This is a genomic window from Pseudomonas sp. NFX5 (assembly GCF_049132125.1).
GTDB classification, from domain to species: domain Bacteria; phylum Pseudomonadota; class Gammaproteobacteria; order Pseudomonadales; family Pseudomonadaceae; genus Aquipseudomonas; species Aquipseudomonas marginalis.
On the sequence record NZ_JAFMZG010000038.1, the window covers coordinates 151,333 to 168,584 of the forward strand.

Genomic DNA, 17,252 nt, shown 5'->3' on the forward strand with positions numbered 1-17,252 from the left:
GCAGATCGTCAGCAGTGCCGAAGTGATGATCAGCACCGAAAAGGTCACCTCCCAACTCAGTCGCGAGGCCCTGCAGGCGGCCAGCCAGGCCCATCAGCGCAGCACTGAAGGCCGTGAAGTGCTGGCCCAGTCGATCATTCGTATGCACCAGCTCAGCCAGCGCGCCAATGCCAGTCGGGAGTTGATTGAAGCCCTGAGCCAACGCAGTGAAGAAATCCAGCGGGTGACCCTGGTGATTCAGTCCATCGCCAGCCAGACCAACCTGTTGGCGCTCAACGCCGCGATTGAAGCGGCGCGGGCCGGTGAGCACGGTCGCGGGTTCGCCGTGGTGGCGGATGAAGTGCGTGGGCTGGCGGGCCGCACCGCCACGGCCACCGATGAAGTCGGGGTGATGGTGGCGGATATCCAGCAACGCACTGCCCAGGTGGTTGAGCAGATTCGCCAGCTCTCGGCAGACTTGCACACCGGTGTCGAGCAGGTGGAGCACGCCGGCGAGCACCTGGAGAATATTGCCGGCCTGGCGGCGGGCGTGGAAGGCCAGGTCAATGAAATCGCCCAGGGCACCGACACCAACCGCGCCCAACTCGACAGCCTGTTCCATGCCGTGGAGCAAATGCGCAGCGATCTTATCGTGAGCGACCAGCAGACCCGCCAGTTGGCCGATGCCGCTGTGCAGATGGAAGGGCAGGCCGAAACGATCAGTGAGCGCCTGGCGGAAGTCGGGCTGGATGACTATCACCAGCGCATCTACGACCTGGCGCGCGAAGGCGCGAGCCGGATTGCCGCGCAATTCGAAGCCGATGTACAGCAGAACCGCATCAGCCTGGATGACTTGTTCGACCGCAGCTACACCTTGATCCCCAACACCAGCCCGAGCAAGTACCACAGCCGGTTCGATGGCTACACCGACCAGGTGCTGCCGGCCATCCAGGAAGCACTGCTGCCACGCCATGAAGGCTTGGTATTTGCCATTGCCTGCACGCCCCAGGGTTATGTGCCGACGCACAACAAGGCGTTTTCCCAGGCGCTGACCGGCGATGCCCAGGTCGATGCGGTGCAGAACCGCACCAAGCGCAAGTTCGAAGACCGCACCGGGATCCGCTGCGGCAGCCACCAGCAAGCGGTGCTATTGCAGACCTACACCCGCGATACCGGCGAGTTGATGCACGACTTGTCGGTGCCGATCATGGTCCGGGGGCGGCATTGGGGGGGCTTGCGCCTGGGGTATAAGCCGGAGGGGGCGAAGGCTGCGCGCTAGGGATTGTGGTCGTCTGTGAGACGGGGAAATACCAGCTGCCTGGCAAGCGCTATTGCGCCCAGGCAGCCGGTATTGTGTGGATTACTGCGGTTGATGCAGGCGCTGGTTCAGCTCATCCACCGCCATGGCCCAATCGGCGTCTTCACGCAGTTCTTCCTTGAGGAACTGTGCCTGTTGCGGCGTCCAGAACGGCGCGTCGATCAACTTGACGTCGTCACTCAGCGGGTGCGCGACAATGAAGGCGTCGATGGCTTCGGGGGTTGAGTCCAGGCCCAGTTGTTCAAATAACGTTTCGAGTGTCGGTATTGGCGCGTCCATGTCAGTCTCCGTGCGGGTTTCGGGATCGTTATGCATGGGAGGCTTGTGGCGCGGTAGAGTTCGATCGGATTGTCAGGAGGTCAGTGCCCCTGAATCCACTGCAGCCTTGAGTGCCTGGGCGGATTCTTTTCCGGCGCTGGCGGCGGTATCGAAGGTCTTGAACCACCGGTCTTTTTCGACCTGATGCGTGGTGACGGTGGTCAACGGCGGCTTGGCGCGCATCACGATCACTGCTTGAAACTCACCGTCTACTTCCCTTGCGTCGCCATGGATGAAAAATTCGCCAATATCAAATTCCGTCACGTATCGCCTTCCCTTCGAGGTAACCAACAGCACTGATGAAACCTGGCCCGTGCGGGAGCAAATTCCAATGGACAGGCCAGTATGGCAGTTGTTGAAGGGCGGCGGCGCAGTAAAGTCATCCGGGTGACGAAACGATTCCGCCGTGCAGGGAGGCCTCCAGCCGCTTGGCCAGTTCACAGGCCTCGATGTGGTCGCTGCGAAAGCCTCTGATCCTGCCACTGGTGACTTCGCGGATATGGAAGAAGTTTCTTCCGGCGGGTACAACTTGGTAAAGAACGGAATCGGGGTACCCGTTGGGACTGCGTAAGCAGTAGTATTGCTGTTCGTCCTGACATGATGAACGAGTGCGGGAAGACATAGCGTCGTATTGGCGTCGTTGCATGGTCAGCTCCTGTCGATCGATCTTGTTGACCCACCAGCGGCGTTACAGGTGGTTTTGACCCGTGTTGCTGTTTTAGTATTGTCGTCGGCAGTCGGCGTCTGGTTCCACGCCGAGGTGTTTTTGTTTGTATGAGCTGTCGGAAACTGCGTTTTTAATAGTGTTATTCTCTGAAGCGGGTCGACCGGTATTCTCTGGTTATTGAACCTGTGATCTCCTGCGATGCCTGATGTCCCTGCGCAAGGCCCATCGTGCATGCCTGTCCGGGGCTTTGGGCGCAGCAACGGGGTCTTCTTCAGTTTTTCCATGAATGTGTTGTGTGATCGTGCCGAGATGGCCGTTTCTTTGTGCTGCCCGCTCCGGCGGACAGTGCTCTTTTCGATGTGGGGGCGTTTCCTTGGCAGTCAGTAATCTGGATATGCACGCGTTGTTCGTGCTGGGTGATTTGCGCGCAAAGTTGGTCAAGCAGTTTCAATCCCGTTTTGTTTACATCACCGAGCAGACGCCGGAAGGCATCTACATCGCCGAAATCGATACCGAAGCGGCAATGGTTGTGGATGACAAACCCCGTCTGGAGCTCAAGGTGGGCGACCACTTCCGTGCTGCGGTATTGCCCAGTCGCGAAGGTGGCAAGTTCGAACTCAAGTTCCGCGACATCAAGTTGACGGTGTATGGTTTGGGCGACTATGCCTTTGTGTCCTCGCCCGAGGGCCAGGGCATCGTCTTCAAAGAAGGCCACAGTGTGATGCTGGTGTTTGCGGCCCATGAACAACTGCAGGAAGGCCTGACCAAGACCCTTAAGGCCGTGACCGGCAAGGCCGCCAAATGGCGCAAGGGTGAGCTGGTGACGTTCAAGGCCAGTGAATAATCGGTAAATACTGCGAACATCTCCTATCTCCCGGAACCTCTACTACAGTTGAGTTGACTTAACTATTCAGAGGCTTCGCGCATAGACAGCAAAGCCGTTCGTTGTTTGCTGCGACATCGCGAGGTGCAAGGGCATGAAAGGATTGAGAACGCTGTTGGCTGCATCGCTGACGACCCTGGGTCTAGCAGTGGCTTCGCTGCCCGTTTCGGCCGCGCCAGCGCCGGTGCACTTTGCCGACCTGAACTGGGAAAGCGGCAGCCTGATCACCGAAATACTGCGGGTCATCGTCGAGAAGGGCTACGACTTGCCCACCGACACCTTGCCCGGTACCACCATCACCCTGGAAACCGCCCTGGCCAAGAACGACATCCAGGTCATCGGTGAAGAGTGGGCCGGCCGCAGCCCGGTGTGGGTCAAGGCCGAGGCCGAGGGTAAGGTCGTGGGCCTGGGGGATACGGTCAAGGGGGCCACCGAAGGTTGGTGGGTGCCTGAATACGTGGTCAAGGGTGATCCGTCCAAAGGTATCAAGCCCCTGGCACCGGACCTCAAGAACGTGAAAGACCTTGCGCGCTACAAGGACGTGTTCAAGGACCCGGAGTCTCCCGGCAAGGGGCGCTTCCTCAACAGTCCCATCGGCTGGACCTCGGAAGTGGTCAACAAACAGAAGCTCAAGGCCTATGGCCTGGATGACAGCTACGTGAACTTTCGCAGCGGTTCGGGAGCTGCCCTGGATGCCGAAATTGCCTCGTCCATCCGTCGCGGCAAACCGGTGTTGTTCTACTACTGGTCACCGACGCCGTTGATGGGGCGCTACAAGCTGATCCAGCTGGAGGAGCCACCGTTCGATGCCGAGGCCTGGAAGACCCTGACGGATGCGGATAACCCCGACCCGAAGCCCACTCGGTCGTTGGCATCCAAGCTGAGTATTGGCGTGTCCACGCCGTTCCAGAAGGAGCATCCGCAGATTGCCGGGTTTTTCGAGAAGGTCGAGTTGCCGATTGGGCCGCTGAACCAAGCCCTCGCGACCATGAGCGAGAATCACACCGCGCCTCGGGAGGTGGCCCAGGCATTCCTCAAGGAGCATCCGGAGGTGTGGAAGGCCTGGTTGACCGAGGATGTGGCGCAGAAGGTCGAAGCCAGCTTGAAGTAAGCACGCGCTTATTGCCGAGCGGAGATCAAAAATAATGTGGGAGAGGGCTTGCCCCCTCCCACATGTTGTTTGCAGTGTCGCTTCAGAATCTGGTTTGCACCGCCAGCTCGAATGTCCGTGGCGCCCCCAGGTAATACGCCGGGGACACATGGGCAAACTCGGCATACACCTCATTGGTCAGGTTGCGCACCCGGCCGGTCACCGAGGTGTGTGAATCCACCTGGTAGCGCAGGAACGTCCCGAACAGCGTGTAGGCCGGTACCGTCTGGGTGTTGGCATTGTCCGCATACACCTCGGCGACGTAGCGCGCATCCACGCCGCCTTGCCAATCCTCGGCAAAGTCATAGGTCAACCACAGGTTGCCGACGCGCCTGGGCACGTTGGTCGGTGTATTACCCTTGCGCGACACCACCGCGCCACTGGCTATTTTCTCGTTGAACTCATCGTATTCGGCATCCACCCAGGCGACGTTGCCTTCCGCCAGCAGCCTGGGCGTGATGCGCAATGAACTGGCCAGCTCGATGCCCTTCGATGACTGCGCGCCGACCGGGATGCTCGTGGTCGGGTCCTGCGGGTCGGTTACGGCAAAGTCCTTGCGTTCGATCTTATAGACAGCAACGGTGGCCGAGCCACGGCCGTCCAGGTAGTCGAACTTGCTGCCCACCTCCCATTGTTTGCCGGTCGACACATCGAACACCTGGGTGGTTGTACTCGGTTGTTCGGCGGCAGTGCTGTATTGCAGGTAGACATTGGCGGATGGGATGAACTGGTAAGTCAGGCCGACGCGACCGGTCACCGGTTCCCAATGGCGCTTGAAGTGCCGTGGGTTGGTGGCCGTGATCGCGCGGTGGTTGGTCACATCCAGGTCGATGGCGTCGTAACGCAGGCCGCTCAGCAGCGAAAGTTTATCGGTAAGGCCCAGGCGGTTTTCCACGAACAACGCCTTGGTGGTGACCTCATTGGTCTTGTCCTTGCCGAAGTTCTCCCGGGTACGCGGGATGTCGTAGAAGTACCCGGGGGCGACGCCGTTCGGGTCCACGGTGCTGTTGCCCGGCACATTCAACGGCGTGTTGGTGGTGCTGTTGACCTTGTACTCAAAACCACCGGACCAGGTGGTCGACAGGCCGAACAGACGGTCATCATGGCGCAGCTCGAACTGGTTGCCGTGCTGTTCGCCCTGGTGGCGCACCTGGTAGGCGGTCGAGCGGTTTACCGCGCTGTTGCCGGCGTTGTATTGGTAGGTTTCGAGGTTGCGGTAATCGCGCTGGCTGTCGAGGTGGTAGAGCGTATTTTTCAGCGTCGTGCTGTCGTTGACCCGGTAGTCGATGATCGAGCGCGCCCAGATCGTGCGCTGCTCGTAACGGCCGTCGGCGACGTTGTAGTTATTGAAACGGTTGTGTTTGTCGATCTTCAGCTCGCCGGCCTTGGGGTTGAGCACCGGCGTGCCCCAGTAAGGGCTGTCTTCCTGTTCATCCTGGTATTCCAGGGCCAGGGTATGGGACAGGTCGGGGGTGAGGTCGCTGAGCAGGGAAAACGCCAGGCTCCAGGCCTCACGCTGGTCGCGGTCGATGTAGCTGTGGTTGGTGTTGCGGCTCACATCCAGGCGCGCGTAATGCTGCACTTCGGCGCCGGGCTCGGTCAGCGCGTGATTGACGCCGAATGCCATGCCGGTGGTGTCGTAGCTGCCATAGGTGAGCTGACCTTCGGCGGCCTGCTCCTCACGGGTGGCCAGCTTCGTCACATAGTTGAGCGAGCCGCCGACGGAGCCGGCGCCGTTGATCAGGGAGGAGGGGCCGCCCACCAGTTCCACGCGGTCATAGATCCAGGCATCCACGGGGCGGGCCAGGCCGGTGGCGACATTGATACCGTTGAACATCTGGGTGATCTGGCTGCTGGTAAACCCACGGTAAGAGACAAACCCGCCAAAACCCGGCGGCGCGCTGGCGTTGACGCCGGGCAGGGTGTTGGCGGCATCGCGGAACGTCTTGGCGCCATGGCGTTCGATGTCGTTGCGATTGGCGATGGCAACCGACGCTGGGGTTTCCCGCACGCTCAGTCCCAGCCGCGACGCCACGCCGCTGGATTGATCCAGGGTGAGGCCGGGTTCGGCAGTTGATTCGCCATCAATGGTGGTCGGAGCCAGTTCGAGGGCCCAGGCGCAGACAGGCAGGCAGCCGAACAGGCCCGCCAACAGGGGTAGATGTTTCATGGTTGAATCCTGAAAAACTTGGCTTGAAAACAACGCACGGCCGTCCGTCATTCCGTGTGGAACCGGTGGTCAGTGCAGATGGGAAAGCAAAGGGATCAGGCGAAGGCGGGCGGCGCGCGCGGGTTAGCCGTGGGCCAGGTGAAGCGGGCAGGGATATCAGCGGCCAGTACGACGGCCGGCGGTGGCGCATGGGGTTGTGGCAACACCGCCACATTCAGGCTCGAACTGAGCGCCGGGCCCATGCCGCCGGTTGAGCACAGCGGGCAACCAAACGCCTTGGCCAGCGTCGGCAGGTTCTCATCGCTGGAGTTGGACGGCTTGGGCGCCTGGGTACGCGGGTCGACGGTGCAGAACTGCCCGCCGATGCCGTTGAGCTGCATCCCCACCATCTGCCCGTGACCGATACTGCAGGCGAACACATTGAACAGGACGCAGCAATAGAGCATCCAGGCAATGAGCGAGCGGTCGGCGCGGGCGAGTTTCATGGGGCGGCACTTTACCATCAGCCGCCGACGAAATGCCTGCAAAAAATCCCAGGGCGACTATCCTGTCTCGCACCTTTTCTGGGAGCGCCCGCCATGAGCTTTGTCATCGCACGCTGGATCGTCGGCATTTTTACCTGCATCAGCATGGTGCACCTGTACTGGGCTGCCGGCGGCAAACTCGGCAGCCTCGCCGCCATCCCCCAACTGCCCGGCGAATTCGCCAGCGGGCCTCGCCCTGCATTCAAACCCTCGGCGCTGGGTACCTTTCTGGTGGCGATGGGCTTGGTCGGCATTGCGCTGCTGGTGTGCCTGCGGGCCGGGCTGTACTTTTCGGCGGTCTCCCATGCGGCGCTGCAATGGGGAATCAGCGCGATTGCCCTGCTGATGTTTGCCCGCGCGATTGGGGATTCGGAGTTGGTGGGTTTTTTCAAGAAAGTCGGCGGGTCACGGTTTGCGCGGTGGGATACGTGGTTCTATTCGCCGTTGTGCCTGGCGTTGGGGGTGGGGTTGTTGGTAGTGGCGTGGGGTTAATGAGGGAAACACAACACACCGATCTACGCCGCTCAAATAAAAACTGCTCTCATCCTTGCCCGATTTCCCGACCTGGCCGTCATGGTTAATAGAACCTCTATTACCCAGGATTTCCCATGTCGCGCCTTGCTCGCCCCTTGCACCCACTGGCCCTGTCAGTGGCGTTGGCTTTCGCCGCCGTGCCGTTGCTGAACGTCCAATCCGCCTTCGCCGAAGAAAGCCGCAGCGCTGTACGCAGCTTCCAGATTCCGGCCGGTGACTTGAGCCAGGCGCTCAACAGCCTGGCCGAGCAGGCGGGCCTGGTATTGGCGTTTGATGCGAGCCTGGCACGCGGCAAACGCAGCAACGGCTTGAGCGGGCAGTACGCCACCGACGTGGCGCTGGCCCAGTTGCTCGCCGGCAGCGGCCTGCAGGCGCTGAAGCTCTCTGCCGACCGCTACCGCCTGGAAGCCATCCCGGATAACGGCGGTGCCATGGAGCTGCAGGCCACCACCATCAGCGGCGCGTACCAGGCCGAAAGCCCTACCGGGCCGGTGTCCGGTTATGTGGCTACGCGCAGTTTGTCGGGCACCAAGACCGATACCGCGCTGATCGAAACCCCGCAGTCGATCTCCATCGTCACCAAAGACCAGATGCGTGCGCAGAACGCCGAGAGCCTCAACCAGATCCTGCGCTACAGCGCCGCGGTCATCCCGGAAACCCGCGGTGCCACGGCTTCGCGTCTCGACCAATTGACCATCCGTGGGTTTGCCCCGGCCACTTACCTCGACGGCCTGCGCATGCCGTCGAGCCGTGATGCCTTGCCGCAAAAGGATGCCTTCGACCTGGAGCGTGTCGAAGTGCTGCGCGGTCCGGCGTCGGTGCTGTACGGGCAGGGCACGCCGAGCGGGGTGATCAATATGGTCAGCAAGCGCCCGCTGGATACGCCGTTCCATGAAGTGGGCGTCGAATACGGCACCTTTAACAAAAAGCGCACCACCTTCGATTTGAGCGGGCCGATTGACGATCAAGGCGTGTATTCCTACCGCGTGGCGGGGCTGTTCGACGATGCCGATGGCCAGGTCGACCACACCGAAACCCGTCGCCAATCGTTGTCCAGCGCGTTCACCTGGCGACCGGACGAAGACACCTCGCTGACCTTGCTCGGGCATTTCCAGAAGGACCCCAAGGGCGCGTCCTACGGTTCGGTGCCGGCCTGGGGCTCGGTACTGCACAGCCCTACCGGGCGCAGTATCGACGTGGACTTCTACGACGGCGAAAAGAACTTCGAGAAAAGCGATCGCGAGTACTACTCCATCGGCTGGGCCTTCGAGCATCACCTCAACGATGTCTGGACGGTGCGCCAGAACGCGCGTTACCTGCGCAGCGAAGGACGTTATCGCAGCCTCTACAGCAACTACCTGATGGCGGATTACCGCACCATTCGACGCTCCACCATTGCCAGTGACGTCGACATGGATGCCTACACCCTCGATAACCAGGTGCAGGCCAGATTCGACACGGGCCCATTGCAACACACCCTGCTGATGGGGCTCGACTACCAGAACACCAGCACCGATACCTTGTCCGGCTCAGGGACGTATACCGCCGGGCCGACCCTGGATATTTTCAACCCGGTGTATGGCGCGGCCGTGCCGGTACCGGCGTACACCACCGACGGTACGTCACGCAGCGAACAGACCGGGGTCTATCTGCAAGAGCAGATGAAGTGGGACAAATGGGTGCTGTTGCTCGGCGGTCGTTATGACTGGGCCAGCACCGACAGCACCACCAAGACCTTGCGCACCGGGGCCAAGAGCCAGTCCTCCCTGGACAGCAAGGCCTTTACCGGGCGTATTGGCCTGGTCTATCTCTTCGATAACGGCCTGGCGCCCTATGCCAGCTATGCGGAGTCGTTCAACCCGCAGTCGGGCACCGGTTACGGCGGTTCGGTGTTCAAGCCGACCGAAGGCAAGCAGTATGAAATCGGCATCAAGTACCAGCCGCCGGGCAGCAACAGCTTTATCACGGCGGCGATCTTCGACCTGCGCCAGACCAACGTCCTCACCACCGACCCGGACCCCACCCACCTGTGCGGCAGCGGTCGCTGCCAGAGCCAGGACGGCGAAGTGCAATCCCGTGGTTTTGAACTGGAAGGCAAGGCCAGCCTTAATGACAACCTGGACATCACGGCGGCCTATGCCTACCTGGATAACCGCATCAGCAAGTCCAATAACACCGTGCGTTACGCTCCCATCAGCGATATCGGCGTAGGCCCGGCCATCAACGCCGAGGGTACCACCACCTATGCGGTACCGCGCCACACGGCGTCGGCGTGGGCTGACTACACCTTCCATGATGGCAACCTCAAGGGCTTCGGCGCAGGCGCGGGTGCGCGGTATGTCGGTTCGTCCTGGGGCGATACCGCCAACACCCTGAAGGTGCCGGGATACACCCTGTTCGATGCGGCGGTGCACTACGACATTCCGAACATCGCCAACCTCAAGGACAACCTGCGCCTGGCCCTGAACGCCACCAACCTGGCGAACAAAGAGTACGTCGCGTCGTGCTATTCCTACTCGTGGTGCTGGTATGGCTCGCAGCGCACGGTGCAGGCGAGTGCGACCTACCAATGGTGATGGCACGCCGATAAGGCAATTTAATGGCCCCTTTGTAACAAAATTCTCGCCAGAATCGCTTTTATTTTCAGGTGGTTAGGTGAGGAAGCAAATGCGCACTGTTGGAATCATGCTGATCGCCTGCTCCCTGGCCGGCGGCGCGGCTGCCGTGCAGGCACGGGAGCTGCGCGAGGGTGACAGGTACATGTGCAGTTGGGGCGCCGGCACCGCCGCCAGGGCCCAGGAGCTCAAGCTGTCGGGGGTGTCGCTGTACGCAGCACGGCAGAAGATCCAGACCATCAAGTTCAGTAAATCCTGGATGCGCATGATGGCCATGGGCATCACCGAACAGACCTATGACAGTCGTTCACGGCTCAAGCCCGAAGCGATTCGCCAGAGTTTCTACCAGGATTGCGTGCGTTACAAAGTGGCACGCAAGTAATCGAGTGCAGGCTTTACAAAACCACGACAAACCGATGTTTCTATTTGCATACAATTGCTCCCTTGGTAGAGGAGACAGGTATGCACACGCTTATTCGCGCCGCGATGCCGGTCCCGGGACGGGGCTGCCCGAGGCGCTCCAGGTTTGCTGTCAAAACAGAGCCGGGCAGGGTAAGCCCGTGACCCCGGCAACCCCCCCTTCAGCCAACAGCCTGCGCTATTTTGCGCTTGGCGTGCTGTGTGCCGCGATGTTGCTCGGGGGCTATTTCATGCAACTCAACGCCAAGGCGGATCGCCAGCGCGAAGAAGCGGCCGAGCGTTTGGCACTTTGCCGGCAGGTTGAGCGGGTCGCCAGTGTGGCCACCTCCGCGGGTCTCGAACTTCGCGATACCTGCAAGCAATTGGGGGAGAGCGGGTCGAAGAGTGTCACGCCGCCTTAACTAATAACCCTTTTTTATAAGTGGAAATATCGACAGTAGTTGCACCAAAAGGTGGCATTTATATGTCTCTCCACCTTAAAAAACATGTGGTTATTGAAGGACTTACAATGCTTTTAATCCGACGAAAGGATATAAAATTTTCTTGTTACAGCTTTTTACACTGGTTACTATAGCCGTGCGTTCACCTCCCACGGTTTATGCATTTTTAAATCCCAAGTTTCCATCAGCTACTTGGGATTTTTTTTGCCTGGGATTTAATCTCCGGCGTCAAACTCACCTTCTGCAAACTCCGCACGCATTCGGCCATTGCGTTTGGCCCGGTAGAGCAACTTGTCGACATCTTCGACAAAGCCCAGCATCGGGCTGTCGGGTTTGAGGATGCGCGTACCTACGCCCAGGCTCAGGGTCAGCAGGTTCGACACCGCTGAAAAGTCATGTTCAATCTGTTGCTGGCAGATCAGGTGCAGGCAGCGCTGTGCCACCTGTCTTGCCGATGCTGCGTCGGTTTCCGGCAGCAACCACACAAACTCCTCACCACCAATACGGGCGATGAAGTCCCGGGGCCGGTTGGCGGCCAGTGACAGGGTATGCGCGACCTGGCGCAGGCATTCGTCGCCCTTGATGTGGCCATAGTGGTCGTTGTACTGCTTGAAAAAATCGATATCCAGGATGATCAATGACAGCGGCAACTGGCTGCGCTGGGCGCTGGCCCATTCGCGCTCGAGCACGGTGTCGAACATGCGCCGGTTGGCGATGCCGGTCAGGCCATCCTGGTAAGAATATTCCTCGAGTTGCTTTTGCAGGCGCACCAGGTGTTCTTCGGTTTTTTTGCGTTCGCTGATATCGAACATAAAGCCGATCAGCGCCTCGACTTCACCGTCCTTGCGCACCACATGCACCACGTCGCGGATCCATACATAGTCGCCGTTCACCGTCAGTGCCCGGTAATCCGCTTCATGGTCCACCCCGGCACGGGATTGCGACACGCAGAAATTCACCACGTATTCGCGGTCATCGGGGTGCATGCGCGAGACCCAGTCGTCGACGCTGACCCAGCTTTGCGGGGTCCAGCCCAGCAGCGTTTCGATCTGCGGGCCGATATAGCTGAAGGTCATGCTCTGCCAGTCGATACGCCACGGGATGGCCTTGGTCGACTCCAGCAGTGTCCGGTATACGTCGCTGTCGGGCTGGCTCGGAGGAGCAATGCTCATGGTGGACGGCTCGAATGATGGCTAAGTGCCCAGAGCGTCGTGTGATCGACGCTGGGAGTCAAGCGCTTGCCGAGGCAGCAGACGAGAGGTCGTGTGACGGGCATGGCGGCGGCCAGCTAGCCAATAACAGCATGGCTGGGCGCATCCACTGCGCCGTAGTAACGCCAGCAGCAATGACGGTGTTCCGGCACGATCACGCAGCCGCTGAGGCTGACGATCAGCACAGCGGCAACCAGCAGGGTAAGTCGACGGTACATGGTGTTTCCTCTTGGGTTGGCCGGGGTTAATCCTTCAACGCGGCGACCGGCGAAAATCCGTCGCAATCCTTTCAGACATTTCATCAAGCCCCGCCAACCCCTGAGCAATACTGGTCTCGCATCCTGCTGAAAAAATCTGCGCAGCCCGCGACGGATTTTTGTGCACGCGCCGTTCAACCCATCAGCAACCTGCACTTTCGCGGGTTGCATGGAGGAGTTGCCATGAGAGCCCTGGCCACATTGCGTTTAACCGTGCTTGTTCCGCTGGCTTTCGCCGCGTTTGTCAGCACCCCGACGTTTGCCCAGACCGACATCATCCTCCAGCAGGCGCCGCCGCCTCAACGTGTGGAAATGATCCCGGCCGAGCGCCCCGGCTATGCCTGGGACCCTGGCCACTGGCGTTGGGAAGGGCGCGGTTACGGCTGGGTGCCGGGCCACTGGCAGCCCGTGATGCGTCATGGGCGCTGGGAGCCTGGCCATTGGGAAGCCCATGGCCCGAACTGGTACTGGCGCGAAGGGCATTGGATCCGCTGAACCCTGACCCTTGGCCCTGAGAACTGCCCGATTGAAAGACACTGATCCGGACGTTGAGCTGCTGGCGCGTATCGGCAATAACGAACCTGCCGCCGTCAACGAGATGGTGATGCGCAAGCTCCCGCGTTTGCTGGCGCTCGCCAGTCGGATCCTGGGGGACGCCGACGAGGCCAAGGACGTGGCCCAGGAAAGTTTCCTGCGCATCTGGCGCCAGGCCGCCCACTGGCGCAGTGGCGAGGCGCGCTTCGACACCTGGTTGCATCGGGTCGCGCTGAACCTGTGCCACGACCGCTTGCGGCGACGCAAGGAGCGCCCGCTGAGCGATGAGGCGGCGGTGGAGGTGGCAGACAGCTCGCCATCGCCTGAAGAGCAGCTGGAGACCCAGGACCGCAGTACACGCATGGCCGCCGCGTTGGCGGCCTTGCCCGAACGCCAGCGCGAAGCCATCGTGTTGCAGTACTACCAGGAGCTGTCGAACATCGACGCCGCGGCCCTGATGAATATCAGCGTCGAGGCACTGGAGAGCCTGCTGTCGCGGGCCCGACGCCAGTTGCGCAGCCAACTTGCCGATACACCCGGGCTTGCCCGCCCAGGAAGGGGAAAATCATGACACCCGAACGCTTTGTGTACCTGGCCGACGTCTATGGGGCGGACCTGCGTCGCTGGCCCGCGGCAGAACGGGCAACGGCCCAGGCGTTGCTCGACAACGGCAACGTACATGCCCGTGTAGCCTTGCAGCAGGCGCGTTGGCTTGACAGCCAGTTGGACAGCCATCAACTGGCCTTCCCCGACCCGGCGTTGGTCCGGCAGATACGCCAATCCGCCCCACGCTCATTCTGGTCACGCTATGCCAACTGGTTATCGCCCGCCGGCCTTGTCGGTGCGGGCATTGCCGGCATCGTCACCGGGATGCTGGTGGCGTCCATGAGCGTGCCGCTGCCGATGTTGTCCTCCGACGTGCTGCCCAGTGTCTTTGATCAGGGCGACGCGGAAGTCGTCTTCAGCGTCAATGCCGAGGAAACCGAACAATGACCGCCAGATCCCTGAAGCCGTGGTTGTTTGTCTCGATCCTGCTCAACGTATTTTTGATCGGTGGGGTGGGCGGCGGTCTCTACCATTGGATGGCCAACGCCCGGCCCGCCGAAGCGGTGGTCAACCAGCATGGCCTGCGCCAGGCGATGGTCAAGTTGCCGCCGGAGCGGCGCAGGGAACTGCGCCAACTGCTGCGCCGCAATCGTTACGACAGCCAGCCGCTGATCATGGCCGGGCGTGAGGCGCGGCTGGGGGTGATCAAGCAATTGGAAGCGCCGAGCCTGGATCGTGAGGCGTTGCTAGCGGAACTGGCCAAGGCACGGGAGGCCGATATGGCGCTGCGGGCGTTGGTGGACGGTACCCTGGCGCAGTTCGCCAATACCTTGCCCCAGGATGAACGGCAGCAGCTGGTGGAGGCCTTGTACAGGCGCGGGCAGGCAAAGGCCCAAGCAAAGTTGGCAGGCAAAGAACCTCGGTCGTGAGCAGGCTGATGGAACTGGAAATCTCAAAGTGCCACGAAGGTAGAGCTCAGAGAAACCCGACATTCCGTTGGGTAGAGCAAGAAGGTAAAGAACGATGATCGATAGCTCTAACATCGTAGGTCCCGCGCAGACTGCTGCTCAACCCAACTCTTTGGATGCGATCACCAATTTCGGCGGCGTACAACCGGAGGACATGGCAGAGCAAACGCGGGTGAAACGCCCGGGAGAAGAACCGGTGGCAGGAAATGGCCCGTCCCAGATCGGTTTTTGAGTCTTAGCCCCCAGCGGTGAGGGGAAGCGCCCTCGCCACTGATACCTCCGCCTGCCGCCCTTCACCAGGCCATGTGGGTGCCTTTGACATACACAGCGGCTGCCGCTCGACAGATCCTTTGTCGAACGGCAGAGAGCAAATGGCCTGGTCTAACGAAGGGGGCTGGATAGCAGGTTGGGCGCTGTATTACAGACGCCGGAGAAAGGCTTTGACGATGTGCCGCGTGGCGTCGGTGGTGTCCAGTTGGTCCACGGCGCCATAGGCGTGCCACTGGCAGTCGACGATCTCGTTCAGCGGCCGCGCATCCGCGATATTCACCACCGAGGCTTCAAATACATGGTGCACGGTGTCGCGGGCCTTCAGCTCCTGCAAGTACAGCAGCCCGTCCACGTTCAATCCGGTTTCTTCTTCCAGCTCCCGTTCGGCCGCACCGACCGGGCGCTCGTCCCGTTCCACCTTGCCGCCCGGCAAGGCCCATTTTGACCTGGCCTTGCGCACGAAGAGGATATGCCCCTCGTGTTCGCAAATGACCGTTGCGCGTATTTTCATCGTCTGTGCCCCCGCAGCGGGATGAGTGTCATAAAAGTGTAATGCAATTGTCATGCTAAGTGGTTATGGCGCGCCGCGGTGGGGATGTGGATACTGCCCGATTGATGAAAACGGACGAGGAAAACAGATGAGCAGCGTACGTTGGGGCATGATCGGGTGTGGCAGTGTCACTGAATTGAAGAGTGGACCCGCTTTCTACAAAGCGCCAGGTTCGGCGCTGGTGGCCGTGATGGGGCGGCGCGAGGAGGCGGTGCGCGATTATGCATCGCGCCATGGGATTGCCCGTTACTACACCGACGCCCAGGCACTGATCAACGACCCCGAAGTGGACGCGGTGTACATCGCCACGCCGCCCGACAGCCATCTGGAATACAGCCTGATGGTGGCGGCGGCCGGCAAGCATTGCTGCGTCGAGAAGCCGATGGCGCTGAACGCCGAACAGAGCGCGCTGATGCAGCGCACTTTCGAGCGCGCCGGGCTGCACCTGTTTGTTTCCTACTACCGGCGCTCGCTGCCACGCTTCCAGCAAGTGCGCGCGTGGCTGCAGGACGGGCGCATCGGCACGTTACGCCAGCTGACCTGGACCCTGTGCAAACCGCCGGCCGCCGAGGACGCCAGCGCCGCCAACTGGCGCACCGACCCGAGCATTGCCGGTGGTGGCTACTTTGCCGATCTGGCCAGCCACGGTTTCGACCTGTTCCAGTACCTGGCCGGGGATATTGTCGAGGTCGCGGGCTTTATGGCACGACAGGCCGGGCACTATGCCGCCGAGGACGCCGTGACGGCCTGCTGGACCTTCAGTTCGGGCGCGCTGGGCATGGGCTGCTGGAACTTCGTCGCCGACCGCCGTGAGGACCGGGTCGAGTTGATCGGCAGCCGTGGGCGCATCCAGTTCTCGGTCTTCGAAGACCAGCCGCTGCACCTGGAGGGCGAGACCAACGAGGTGCTGGAAGTGCCATGCCACCCGCATATCCAATGGCACCACGTAGTGGCCATGAACGCGCATATTCGCGGCGAAGCCGAGCATCCGTCGCTGGCCATCGAGGCGTTGAAGACCGATCGGATCCTGGACAAGGTCCTGCAACGAAATCCCAATCTGCCGGGATGATTTTCCAAGGAATAGCTCAATGAAATACTGGATGATCCTGTGGCTGGCACTTGCCACAACGGCGATGGCGGCCCCGCGTAGCCAAGGGACGCCTGGGGAATTTGATTTTTATGTGTTGTCGCTGTCATGGTCGCCGACCTTCTGCCTGACGCACCCGGACAACGAGCAGTGTTCGGGCAAGGGCTACGGCTTTGTGCTGCACGGCTTGTGGCCGCAATACGCGCGGGGAGGGTGGCCGGCGACCTGCGCGCCGCAATCGCGCTTGAGCCGCGAAGAGATGGACAAAGGCGCGGCGCTGTTCCCGACGCGCTCGCTGCTCACCCACGAATGGGCCAAGCACGGCACCTGCAGCGGGCTGGATCCCTTGGCATACCTGGAGAAAACCGATGCGGCGCTGGGCGTGGTTGCCATCCCTGCGCAACTGCAACCGTTCAACACGCCGCCGTCGTTACCGGCCCGCGAGATCGAGGCGCTGTTTCGCGAAAGCAACCCGCGCATGGGCAACCATGGGCTGGCGGTGATCTGCAAAGGCAAGGTGCTGTCGGAGGTGCGTGTGTGCCTGACCAAGGACCTAGCCTTCGCCGGTTGCCCGCGCAGTGTGAAAACCCAATGCCGGAATGGCGAAATTCGCATCCCCACGCAGCGTTGAACGCCGGCATCCACACACCTTTGCCCAAGCCACTGCACTAGGTCCAGATCCTGGCTGAGGATGGGCGGGTGTGTGGCGTCGAAGACTGTGTGGTCCACGCCCCAGGGTGATTTTGTTCAATACCGATTTGACCCGGCCTTATACCGTGGAACCCTGTTTACGCCTCATCATAAAAAGGGA

At 61.0% G+C, this 17,252-nt stretch carries 22 protein-coding genes; 14 read left to right on the forward strand and 8 right to left on the reverse strand.

Features of this window, described 5'->3' with window-relative positions; genetic code table 11:
* The first annotated feature begins 25 nt into the window (after positions 1 to 25).
* The gene (locus J1N02_RS27090) at positions 26 to 1,258 is read left to right on the forward strand and encodes a methyl-accepting chemotaxis protein (RefSeq protein WP_370737668.1); all 1,233 of its coding nucleotides are present in this window, start codon (positions 26 to 28) and stop codon (positions 1,256 to 1,258) included.
* 81 nt (positions 1,259 to 1,339) lie between these two features.
* Here the strand turns inward: J1N02_RS27090 and J1N02_RS27095 are convergent, their stop codons facing one another.
* The 3 genes from J1N02_RS27095 to J1N02_RS27105 form a co-directional block, all read right to left on the reverse strand.
* Entirely contained in the window at positions 1,340 to 1,576 is a 237-nt protein-coding gene (locus tag J1N02_RS27095; protein WP_027606523.1) for a DUF2789 domain-containing protein, read from the reverse strand.
* A 72-nt stretch (positions 1,577 to 1,648) separates the two neighbouring features.
* A complete protein-coding gene (locus tag J1N02_RS27100) occupies positions 1,649 to 1,879 on the reverse strand; it encodes a hypothetical protein (RefSeq protein ID WP_027606522.1) in 231 nt (76 codons plus the stop codon).
* Between the two features lie 115 nt (positions 1,880 to 1,994).
* Positions 1,995 to 2,261 (reverse strand): hypothetical protein, encoded by a 267-nt coding sequence (locus J1N02_RS27105; RefSeq protein ID WP_081744443.1) that lies wholly within the window; start codon positions 2,259 to 2,261, stop codon positions 1,995 to 1,997.
* Between the two features lie 415 nt (positions 2,262 to 2,676).
* Between J1N02_RS27105 and J1N02_RS27110 the strand changes: the two genes are divergently transcribed.
* Entirely contained in the window at positions 2,677 to 3,126 is a 450-nt protein-coding gene (locus J1N02_RS27110; protein ID WP_051429370.1) for a hypothetical protein, read from the forward strand.
* A 133-nt stretch (positions 3,127 to 3,259) separates the two neighbouring features.
* Complete coding sequence (locus tag J1N02_RS27115; protein ID WP_421148030.1) at positions 3,260 to 4,276, forward strand: ABC transporter substrate-binding protein; 1,017 nt, start codon at positions 3,260 to 3,262, stop codon at positions 4,274 to 4,276.
* An 82-nt stretch (positions 4,277 to 4,358) separates the two neighbouring features.
* Here J1N02_RS27115 and J1N02_RS27120 read toward each other — a convergent pair whose 3' ends face one another.
* Together J1N02_RS27120 and J1N02_RS27125 are read right to left on the reverse strand one after the other, a co-directional pair.
* A complete protein-coding gene (locus tag J1N02_RS27120) occupies positions 4,359 to 6,485 on the reverse strand; it encodes a TonB-dependent receptor (RefSeq protein ID WP_421148031.1) in 2,127 nt (708 codons plus the stop codon).
* Between the two features lie 95 nt (positions 6,486 to 6,580).
* Positions 6,581 to 6,970, reverse strand: a complete 390-nt coding sequence (locus J1N02_RS27125) for a DUF2946 domain-containing protein (protein WP_027606518.1) — start codon at positions 6,968 to 6,970, stop codon at positions 6,581 to 6,583.
* A 93-nt stretch (positions 6,971 to 7,063) separates the two neighbouring features.
* Between J1N02_RS27125 and J1N02_RS27130 the strand changes: the two genes are divergently transcribed.
* The 4 genes from J1N02_RS27130 to J1N02_RS27145 all read left to right on the forward strand — a co-directional run bounded on the left by J1N02_RS27130 (position 7,064) and on the right by J1N02_RS27145 (position 10,979).
* A complete protein-coding gene (locus J1N02_RS27130; protein WP_281111588.1) occupies positions 7,064 to 7,501 on the forward strand; it encodes a DUF3995 domain-containing protein in 438 nt (145 codons plus the stop codon).
* 116 nt (positions 7,502 to 7,617) lie between these two features.
* The gene (locus J1N02_RS27135; RefSeq protein WP_421148032.1) at positions 7,618 to 10,119 is read left to right on the forward strand and encodes a TonB-dependent siderophore receptor; all 2,502 of its coding nucleotides are present in this window, start codon (positions 7,618 to 7,620) and stop codon (positions 10,117 to 10,119) included.
* Between the two features lie 91 nt (positions 10,120 to 10,210).
* Complete coding sequence (locus tag J1N02_RS27140; RefSeq protein ID WP_027606515.1) at positions 10,211 to 10,540, forward strand: hypothetical protein; 330 nt, start codon at positions 10,211 to 10,213, stop codon at positions 10,538 to 10,540.
* Positions 10,541 to 10,718: 178 nt separating this feature from the next.
* Positions 10,719 to 10,979, forward strand: a complete 261-nt coding sequence (locus tag J1N02_RS27145; protein ID WP_421148033.1) for a hypothetical protein — start codon at positions 10,719 to 10,721, stop codon at positions 10,977 to 10,979.
* 254 nt (positions 10,980 to 11,233) lie between these two features.
* On the opposite strand, the gene J1N02_RS27150 is transcribed toward J1N02_RS27145, so the two are convergent.
* Together J1N02_RS27150 and J1N02_RS27155 are read right to left on the reverse strand one after the other, a co-directional pair.
* Positions 11,234 to 12,190 (reverse strand): GGDEF domain-containing protein, encoded by a 957-nt coding sequence (locus J1N02_RS27150; RefSeq protein ID WP_421148034.1) that lies wholly within the window; start codon positions 12,188 to 12,190, stop codon positions 11,234 to 11,236.
* A 116-nt stretch (positions 12,191 to 12,306) separates the two neighbouring features.
* The gene (locus tag J1N02_RS27155; RefSeq protein ID WP_166655323.1) at positions 12,307 to 12,447 is read right to left on the reverse strand and encodes a hypothetical protein; all 141 of its coding nucleotides are present in this window, start codon (positions 12,445 to 12,447) and stop codon (positions 12,307 to 12,309) included.
* Between the two features lie 222 nt (positions 12,448 to 12,669).
* Here J1N02_RS27155 and J1N02_RS27160 point away from each other — a divergent pair, with 222 nt between their 5' ends.
* From J1N02_RS27160 to J1N02_RS27180, 5 genes are all read left to right on the forward strand, one after another.
* Positions 12,670 to 12,981 carry a YXWGXW repeat-containing protein gene (locus J1N02_RS27160; protein ID WP_098479725.1) on the forward strand — a complete coding sequence of 104 codons (312 nt, stop codon included), beginning with the start codon at positions 12,670 to 12,672 and terminating at the stop codon, positions 12,979 to 12,981.
* A gap of 31 nt (positions 12,982 to 13,012) precedes the next feature.
* A complete protein-coding gene (locus J1N02_RS27165; RefSeq protein ID WP_027606511.1) occupies positions 13,013 to 13,591 on the forward strand; it encodes an RNA polymerase sigma factor in 579 nt (192 codons plus the stop codon).
* The gene (locus J1N02_RS27170; protein WP_065941190.1) at positions 13,588 to 14,013 is read left to right on the forward strand and encodes a hypothetical protein; all 426 of its coding nucleotides are present in this window, start codon (positions 13,588 to 13,590) and stop codon (positions 14,011 to 14,013) included. Before J1N02_RS27165 ends, J1N02_RS27170 begins: the two co-directional genes overlap by 4 nt.
* Positions 14,010 to 14,495: a periplasmic heavy metal sensor gene (locus tag J1N02_RS27175; RefSeq protein ID WP_421148035.1), complete on the forward strand. Its 486-nt coding sequence runs from the start codon at positions 14,010 to 14,012 to the stop codon at positions 14,493 to 14,495. Before J1N02_RS27170 ends, J1N02_RS27175 begins: the two co-directional genes overlap by 4 nt.
* Positions 14,496 to 14,589: 94 nt before the next feature.
* The gene (locus J1N02_RS27180; RefSeq protein WP_155954379.1) at positions 14,590 to 14,766 is read left to right on the forward strand and encodes a hypothetical protein; all 177 of its coding nucleotides are present in this window, start codon (positions 14,590 to 14,592) and stop codon (positions 14,764 to 14,766) included.
* A 186-nt stretch (positions 14,767 to 14,952) separates the two neighbouring features.
* Here J1N02_RS27180 and J1N02_RS27185 read toward each other — a convergent pair whose 3' ends face one another.
* A complete protein-coding gene (locus J1N02_RS27185; RefSeq protein WP_027606508.1) occupies positions 14,953 to 15,315 on the reverse strand; it encodes an NUDIX hydrolase in 363 nt (120 codons plus the stop codon).
* A gap of 127 nt (positions 15,316 to 15,442) precedes the next feature.
* Between J1N02_RS27185 and J1N02_RS27190 the strand changes: the two genes are divergently transcribed.
* Positions 15,443 to 16,423 (forward strand): Gfo/Idh/MocA family protein, encoded by a 981-nt coding sequence (locus tag J1N02_RS27190; RefSeq protein WP_421148036.1) that lies wholly within the window; start codon positions 15,443 to 15,445, stop codon positions 16,421 to 16,423.
* Between the two features lie 19 nt (positions 16,424 to 16,442).
* Positions 16,443 to 17,072 carry a ribonuclease T2 family protein gene (locus tag J1N02_RS27195; protein ID WP_421148037.1) on the forward strand — a complete coding sequence of 210 codons (630 nt, stop codon included), beginning with the start codon at positions 16,443 to 16,445 and terminating at the stop codon, positions 17,070 to 17,072.
* Positions 17,073 to 17,252 lie beyond the last annotated feature (180 nt).

What these genes read in the sequence shown, in the direction of transcription:
- J1N02_RS27150 (WP_421148034.1), bottom strand. Translation starts at nt 12,190, where the DNA reads ATGAGCATTGCTCCTCCGAGCCAGCCCGACAGCGACGTATACCGGACA.
- J1N02_RS27140 (WP_027606515.1), top strand. Translation starts at nt 10,211, where the DNA reads ATGCGCACTGTTGGAATCATGCTGATCGCCTGCTCCCTGGCCGGCGGC.
- J1N02_RS27120 (WP_421148031.1), bottom strand. Translation starts at nt 6,485, where the DNA reads ATGAAACATCTACCCCTGTTGGCGGGCCTGTTCGGCTGCCTGCCTGTC.
- J1N02_RS27185 (WP_027606508.1), bottom strand. Translation starts at nt 15,315, where the DNA reads ATGAAAATACGCGCAACGGTCATTTGCGAACACGAGGGGCATATCCTC.
- J1N02_RS27160 (WP_098479725.1), top strand. Translation starts at nt 12,670, where the DNA reads ATGAGAGCCCTGGCCACATTGCGTTTAACCGTGCTTGTTCCGCTGGCT.
- J1N02_RS27175 (WP_421148035.1), top strand. Translation starts at nt 14,010, where the DNA reads ATGACCGCCAGATCCCTGAAGCCGTGGTTGTTTGTCTCGATCCTGCTC.
- J1N02_RS27180 (WP_155954379.1), top strand. Translation starts at nt 14,590, where the DNA reads ATGATCGATAGCTCTAACATCGTAGGTCCCGCGCAGACTGCTGCTCAA.
- J1N02_RS27155 (WP_166655323.1), bottom strand. Translation starts at nt 12,447, where the DNA reads ATGTACCGTCGACTTACCCTGCTGGTTGCCGCTGTGCTGATCGTCAGC.
- J1N02_RS27195 (WP_421148037.1), top strand. Translation starts at nt 16,443, where the DNA reads ATGAAATACTGGATGATCCTGTGGCTGGCACTTGCCACAACGGCGATG.
- J1N02_RS27115 (WP_421148030.1), top strand. Translation starts at nt 3,260, where the DNA reads ATGAAAGGATTGAGAACGCTGTTGGCTGCATCGCTGACGACCCTGGGT.
- J1N02_RS27105 (WP_081744443.1), bottom strand. Translation starts at nt 2,261, where the DNA reads ATGCAACGACGCCAATACGACGCTATGTCTTCCCGCACTCGTTCATCA.
- J1N02_RS27130 (WP_281111588.1), top strand. Translation starts at nt 7,064, where the DNA reads ATGAGCTTTGTCATCGCACGCTGGATCGTCGGCATTTTTACCTGCATC.
- J1N02_RS27110 (WP_051429370.1), top strand. Translation starts at nt 2,677, where the DNA reads ATGCACGCGTTGTTCGTGCTGGGTGATTTGCGCGCAAAGTTGGTCAAG.
- J1N02_RS27135 (WP_421148032.1), top strand. Translation starts at nt 7,618, where the DNA reads ATGTCGCGCCTTGCTCGCCCCTTGCACCCACTGGCCCTGTCAGTGGCG.
- J1N02_RS27170 (WP_065941190.1), top strand. Translation starts at nt 13,588, where the DNA reads ATGACACCCGAACGCTTTGTGTACCTGGCCGACGTCTATGGGGCGGAC.
- J1N02_RS27090 (WP_370737668.1), top strand. Translation starts at nt 26, where the DNA reads ATGATCAGCACCGAAAAGGTCACCTCCCAACTCAGTCGCGAGGCCCTG.
- J1N02_RS27190 (WP_421148036.1), top strand. Translation starts at nt 15,443, where the DNA reads ATGAGCAGCGTACGTTGGGGCATGATCGGGTGTGGCAGTGTCACTGAA.
- J1N02_RS27125 (WP_027606518.1), bottom strand. Translation starts at nt 6,970, where the DNA reads ATGAAACTCGCCCGCGCCGACCGCTCGCTCATTGCCTGGATGCTCTAT.
- J1N02_RS27095 (WP_027606523.1), bottom strand. Translation starts at nt 1,576, where the DNA reads ATGGACGCGCCAATACCGACACTCGAAACGTTATTTGAACAACTGGGC.